This window comes from Ohtaekwangia sp. (genome assembly GCF_036568665.1).
Lineage (GTDB): Bacteria > Bacteroidota > Bacteroidia > Cytophagales > Cyclobacteriaceae > Ohtaekwangia.
The window spans coordinates 1-7,547 of record NZ_DATCSD010000384.1 but is presented as its reverse complement, the minus strand read 5'-3'; the positions used below and the strand labels follow the sequence as shown (position 1 = coordinate 7,547).

Annotated in this window: 3 protein-coding genes; all 3 read left to right on the top strand. The window is 42.5% G+C overall.

Going from position 1 to position 7,547, the window contains the following annotated elements:
• Positions 1–436: hypothetical protein (locus VIN08_RS22415; protein ID WP_331970077.1), on the top strand; the 436-nt coding region annotated here is incomplete at its 5' end.
• A gap of 36 nt (positions 437–472) precedes the next feature.
• On the top strand, positions 473–6,646 hold the full coding sequence (locus tag VIN08_RS22410) for a hypothetical protein (protein ID WP_331970075.1): 6,174 nt from the start codon (positions 473–475) through the stop codon (positions 6,644–6,646).
• 110 nt (positions 6,647–6,756) lie between these two features.
• Positions 6,757–7,547 (top strand): PKD-like domain-containing protein (locus tag VIN08_RS22405; RefSeq protein ID WP_331970073.1); only part of this gene is annotated, 791 nt, incomplete at its 3' end.

The window sequence follows — 7,547 nt, the reverse complement described above, 5'->3', positions numbered from 1 at the left end:
AACTGACTTGTGGGTATACCAGGAGATTGGCAAACATAAAGCTACTCCTGAGCAGATCGACACACTTCGAAAGAAGTATAGTCAATATCTATACTTTATACTGAGTCTTTCAGCAAACAATAAAGAAGCGCTCCATCAGGCCGCCAGTGATCAATATGGTGACCTGGTGCAAACGCTTTCATTTCGTATGAATAACTATGTTACGCTGACTACATCGGCTAACGACTCTATACCAGTAGGTGATTTTATGTTGAATCGCACCTATGGTATGAGCAATAGCACAGATTTACTTTTTGTTTTTAGTAAAGAGAAAGCGAAAGGTAAAGACTGGATTCAGTTTAACCTGAATGAATTTGGACTGGGTATCGGAAATCAACGGTTTCGCTTTGAAATGAGCGATCTTGAAAATATACCCGAAGTGACTTTTGAGAACTAACACAATTACTATAAAGAATTTCTACTTTAACCTTATATGATACGCAATCGAATTTTGCTGAAAAGCATTGCCGTCTTTCTTCTTCTTGAAACTGTATTCAACACGGTAGCACCAACCATTTCATGGGCTTTAACCTCCGGGCCAACCGCTCCGGAGGCGACCAGCTTCGAGCCAGTCGATACCACGGATATGGTTAATCTTTTAACCGGAGATTTGGCTTACAATATTCCTTTGCTTGAAGTGCCCGGTCCATCTGGCGGATACCCGCTTTCTTTATCGTACCATGCTGGTATCCAGCCCAATGAGGATGCATCTTGGGTGGGCCTTGGTTTCACATTAAACCCTGGTGCAATCGTTCGAAATGTTAATGGATTTGCTGATGACCAGAAGCAGCAAAATAATGCATCGCGGTACTTTTGGGAAGGTGGTCATACCAAAACTTACAGTATTGGTGTTTCTGTTGGTCTGATGGAAAGCCCCGCTTCAGTGTCTGCAGGATTATCCTTTTCTCAGGATACATACCAGGGATTTGGTATTGGTATGTATTTAGGCGTTGGCTATACGTTTACTGGCAGCAATGTTGGTATTGGTGCCACTATAGGAGTAAGCCCTTATGGTGATCCTTATGCCAGCGCAGGTTTACATTTAACAACTCCCCTTGGGGAGGGTGAAAAGAAGGCCGGGTTTCTCAGTGCTGGTTTGGGGATTAATACCAATTTTCAAAGTGTTGGATTTTATGGATCTGCGGGGGTAAGTGCAACATATTCAAATGGCAAAAATCATGACAGTGGCAGTGTCATGGGAGCTACCATTTCAACAGGAAATAAAGGTATATCTGCCAGCGTCAGCATAGCGGGGGCCAGTGTATCCAACAATTCTGCCTCGCATTATCTAAGCACTTCCACTTCAGGTTTTGATATTCCAATACCAGTTTGGTATAATGTGTGGGTAAATCATGGTTATTCTTATCAGCGTTATTGGATAGATGAGATAGATTATTCTTACGTAAATGGAGCGCTATATTATCCGAATCATTCAGCAGAATTGTCACCAGATTATTTTGATGACAACGCCTATGATACCTACTCCCTGTTAGACCCTACACTGGACGGAGGCATTGTCGATAACCCTACATCCGATAAGGTATTGGGAGGATCATTTCCCGGTTTTGATAATTACCTGGTACATGCGCAAGGAGTGTCGGGCTATATGCGACCTTACTATTTTCAGCGGCATCTTTACAAAAGAAACAACTATAGCACGAATGCTGATGGTGGAAAGGATTATCAGACAATTCAATACGACATCTCGAAATCCAATTCTAATGAGAGCAACCTACGGGCAGAGTTCCGCTTTATCAACGATTTTTCCAATAGATTTGAGTTCACACCAGGGCAAATAAATTTAAATCCTTCGAATCCTGATCAAACTCCATTACAGTATAATTTTTCAACTGGGTCAGATTTACGTGTAGGTGAAAACGGTTCTACTTCGTATACCTCCAATGATGTACAGGGCTCTAACTATGTTACCTGGTTTACAAATGACGAGATTGTCAATAAATATCCCCGGGTAACGACCTCAGGGTTTATGGAGACATCCAGTAGTGGCTTTACTCGTTCCACACCTAATGATTTGACAGATGACGACAACATAGGTGGATTTGTTATTGTAAACCAAAGCGGAGTGAAGTATCATTTTGCTTTGCCTGCTTATTCATTTAATGAGTATGCCTATTCTGGCAATAAAACAGGTACAGAAACTTTCAATGAATTTTTAAAAGGTGGTAAGTATGCTTATACATGGTACCTGACAGGCATAACAGGCCCTGACTATATAGATCGCGGGCCAGACGGCACTGCTGATGGCAAATTCAATGAGTACGATTGGGGATACTGGGTAGAATTTGAATATGGTAAGTGGACAGATCAATATGCTTGGAGAAATCCATCAGAGGGAATGGCTTCAGATCTCGATGCCAATTTTCAGAATTTTTCTTCTGGTGTAAAGGAAATTTATTACTTGGACGCAATCCATACAAAGACACATACTGCGCTTTTCGTTAAGGATATACGACATGACGGTAAAGGGGTGTTGAATCTTTTGAGAAATGTTACTTCGGAATATTTCCGTAAAGATCGGATCGGTGACAACTATACCATTAGTGGTCGCCCTCAAAAATTGACAGATTATGATCTTATTTCAGCCGGCGGTCCTCAACCAATCCAGAAAGTTATTAGGACGGCTCCAGATATCCGTATAGGAGGATTCACACCCAAGAGTGAGACATGCTCCTGTCAAAAAACAATTCATCACAATTATTATCGTTTACATGGGCAGCAGGAGATTGATGTCTTTGACGAAGATTTTGTTGATCGCGGTACAGGTAGTTATACGCCTTTGCCAACAAGCACATTAAAACTCAAATCAATTGTACTGATAAAAAATTCTGATCTTTCAAACAGCGGGCTTTCCAAGCTGCACGGTGAAGCCTATGCGCAGACCTCAACTATCAATTGGCAGATCGCTTCTGATGTTGACGATACGATTTTAAAAGACCAATGCGACTTCACAAACTATACCACCAATTATCATTTTTATCAAAATGTTTTGGACATTGATGACTTTAATCAATCGACTTTAAAGGGCAAAGCACTCCGAGTTATTGAATTTGATTCCGATGAAAAGGAGTCCGCGTTAAGTCCGGGAACTGCAAATAGTTTTGACTTCAACTTATTGAAAAATGGTACTCCATCGTTGAACGAAAGTGACTATCCACGTTATGGAAAGCTTACTCTAAATGGAATCAGTTTTCTTGGTAAAGGTGGAGCAAATTTACTTCCACCAATGAAATTTCAATATGAGTTGGAAAATCCTTCACGTGGAAATAGCAACCTGAGCAATAGTTCTAACCAGTACTCATTTTATGCTTCTAACTCGGGACTGATCGAAGGGGATATATTGAATTTAACAGCAAGCGATGGAAAGACATACTATGGGGTAGTGATCAATATTGAGTCAGATATCCATTATTTAAAGATTTTCAAAAATCAAACACCTCCCTCCGGATCGATAACATGGCAGCAAACCAAAAATCCTCCCTATGACAAGGATGCTTCTGATATATGGGGTTTATTCAAAAGCGATTTTGATATTGGTGATCCGCACGCTGATAGTCATGTGGGAAGACTTGTTTCTGATATATCGGCAAAATCGCTGGACGTTTGGTCCTTGCGGTCTGTTGAAACGTCCACAGGAGCAAAGGTGAAATTCGAATACGAATCGGACTCTTATGCGAAGCCGGTGTTGTATCAATCCAGTAGCCTTGTAGTAGAAAACGTAAAAAAAATAAATGATACGGATTCACAAGTAACCCTGGCTAATTCTTATGATGGAATTGATAAATTGTTGAGTCAGGGCAATGAGCTGGCTTATACATTCTTGTTCGTTGATCCGTACCGTGGCTTCGATCGTTTTCCGTCCTACTTTGATTTTAGTGAGAACCTGCAGGACGGTGTGCTGGTGGTGAAATCAGCTTCACTCGTTGATGGTAAGTGGGAAATAGTAACCGCTTCTGATTTAACGAAGTTCTATAGAAGATTGGAAGACAAAAGCCTTATCAAATATAGCCCGCCCATATTTGTAGCAGGTAATATCAAAATAGGAAATGATATTCTGAATTTGGGCGGAGGAATACGTTTAAGGTCTATCGAAGTTACATCATTGAATAAAACAAATCGAACTACGTATGACTATACAAAACCGGCAGTAAACGCAGCAGTTACTTCGGGCGTTACTTCCTATGAACCTGGCTCACTGGATAATGTTGATTTTAATTATCCATTAGCAGATGATGATAATAATAAATTTTTCAATGCAACAAATAAAGACAGACTTCAGAAAATCTATAAAAAGAATATATATAAAAACTTTGGGGAACTACTAGCCAACAGCAGAGAGATTCCACCGCCAGGTGTTTTATACGAATATGTAAAGGTTCAGGAGTACATCATAGAGAACGCACAAGAGGCAAAAAATCCGAACTATACTCAATATCAGTTTGAAGTGTTTAACCCAACGGATGTTACAATTGAGTACAGTAATAGTCAGACTACTGATTTTTCTCAGAAGCGCTACGATGATTTTGTAAATTATAGCAAGAAATCAATACGAAACGTTACCCTAAAAGACTACACATCGCGAGTCGGAAGTCTTAAAACGATGACCTTGTATAACAATGATAAGCAGATAATTTCAAAAACTACCAATAGTTATTTGCATGACGATGTGACCGATAACTCGGAATATGAATCTAAGCTTTCGACCCAATTCAATAATCAGGGGGTGATTGAGGAAAGTTTCTCCGATGCCCGCTTTGCTTCCAGAAAGGATACAGATTTTGAACTTCAAGGTGTAGTAACAAAGCGCGAGCAATACCCGTCAATTCAAATTGGACAGACTACGGTAAATTACAAGACAGGTATAACTACAACTACCAGAACGCTCGCCTTTGATTATTACTCTGGTCAAGCTACCAGGTCGCAATCAACGGATGGTCACGGTAATGTATATTTTTCGGAGTCAACACCGGCCTATAGGCAGTATTCCGCGATGGGACCTGCTGTTGCTGGGGGTAAAAACATGTTGACCCAAGAGGCCGCATCGTATACCTATAAAGTTGATCCAAACCAGAATAATAAAAAGACAGGTCTTGTTTCTGCATCCATTCAAACTTGGAGTGATCAACTACAAGTTCTTCAACAAGATAAATTAGTGAATGAGCCTTTTGTACAACCTGGTATCTGGCGAAAGGCCTCGACCTTTACCTTTGTAGGCAGCGATAATGTATCTATACCAGTTGATGGACTCTATCCGGCTGCAAGTGTAACAGCTTTTAATGCCTGGAATATTAATGATCCGATTCCTGACGGGTGGCAGAAGACCAGCGCCATAACTTTGTTTGATGTAAACTCTCATGCACTGGAGGCACAAGATGTTAATAGCAATTTTGCTGCCACTCGCATGTCATCCGATCAGTCACGTGTTATAGCTACCGCTGCGAATGCCAACTATAGGGAGTTCGCTTATTCCGGAGCCGAAGATAAACCTTCAAACGGATTATTTGGAAGTGACGTCTACCAGAATGGGGCCTCAAATACCTCGGCAGCACATACAGGAAGCACCTCAATAACCGCTTTGGCAGGTGGACGTGGTTTTACATACTATATGCAATCCCCCCGACAGCAACGCACGTATCGCGTAAGTGTATGGTCATCGCAGCCTATAGCATCGATCAAGTATAAATTCGACTCGAATGGTGAAATCATTGCTCCGGTAAAGAACAAAGGGAAAGCAGGCAACTGGTATCTGCTGGAAGCCGATATAGCCGTAAACACAACGACAGCTTCAAAGCTGGAGCTGTGGTGTGAGGCGGGTGCTAACACTACGTACTTTGACGACTTCCGTGTAAGACCGGTTGATGCCGCTATGACCAGCTATGTGTATAACCAATGGGGTGAAGTATCGCATATACTTGATAACAATAACCTTTACACGGAATACCGCTATGATGCGATGGGACGCCTCACTTCGACCTACAAAGAAAGCTTTAAGGCAGCGTATGGCAACAATGGGATAGTAAAGACGGGCGATATTGACTATAACTATGGAGCGAGCAATCCTTATATGCTTACCGTCAACGCCTCCAGCGTGGGCGCAAGAGGGTATATATATCCTTCCGGGAATGTATCGATCGTAGAAGGTAAAGATCTTCGCTTCGAGATGCGCGACAATTGTCAGTATAATAATCTGGGTGCTGTCTTGATTGATGGAAAGAAGATCGATATTGATAAATCTTCGGTAACGCTTGCCGATGGAACACTGGTTTCGATCCAAAGTGCCGGTAAAATTATTACGTTCAAAAATGTTCAGACAGCCCATACGTTGCGGGCGGAGTTCGGATCCAATTCGGTTAAAGGAGTGGTAGTATGCAATGGTTACACAGATGGCAACGGCAATACCTGCTATGATGGCACGTATAAATATGCTTATTACGATGTGTGCGGCAACCAGGGCAGCTGGATGTACGCAAGCAGATTATCGCAGATCCCTTCTGATCTTCAGTCTCTTGCCTCCGGCAATTGCTGCCAATATAATAATGGCACCGTATCAGGTTGCAGTTGTAAGCCGGGAAGTGTCGGCATTGAATAAACATTATAGCGCACACACATTTTTATAGTATTATTATGAAGCGTTTGTATATAAAAATATTTTTTATAGGTCTGCTCGCCTGCAACTTGACAAGTTTTGGCCAAACGTCCATGCAAACAGGATGTGATATTCGGCATTCGGGTGGCAACTGTGTCGGACAGCCGATAACGTTTTATCCGGATAACTGCTCAGCAGAGTTTACGAATTACCTCTGGATCATTGATGGCGTTCAGGTTTCAACGCAGCAATCCTTCGCGTATACATTTACCACTGCGGGTAGCCATACCGTGAAGCTTGGCACGTCATGTGGAACTACAACCGGCTGTAATTATCCCAAGCCGGTATATACCCAGACGAGCGTCTTTCTGGAGGCGGTTCCCCGACCACCCATTACTGCCAGCACCAAGCAGCTATGCGAAACAGGAAGTGTAACCCTGTCGGTAGATGCTGAATATACCAATTCCGGCTATGATTTTATCTGGCGATCGGTTCCCGCCGGGTATACGGCTACGGGTACTTCCGTTACGTTCAATAATGTTTCCACGACCACTACGTTCCGTCTGACTATTTCAGGAGAAGCCTGTACGAATGAAAATCAGGTCACAGTAGAAGTTTCCAAAACAACGCTTCAGCCGGCTTTAGGCACTGGGTCGTTTTACCACCGGCAAACACTCACTGCCAGTGGTGGTGGTATATGGGCCGGCCATTATTGGCAACAGGCTCGTACGGCTACGGATGTAAATCACCCGGTAAACGGCAATTATATAGTGTACGAATCCGGTGACTATTATACCCGCTTTTACTCACCAGCCATAAACTGCTGGGCGAGTGCCCTGGGGCCTGTTCATGTAACGATCGACTATGCACCACCGCTTGCCATTGCCGGGCAGATATTAAAGCC

Coding starts and splice junctions, on each gene's coding strand:
- VIN08_RS22410 (WP_331970075.1), top strand. CDS start 473: ATGATACGCAATCGAATTTTGCTGAAAAGCATTGCCGTCTTTCTTCTT.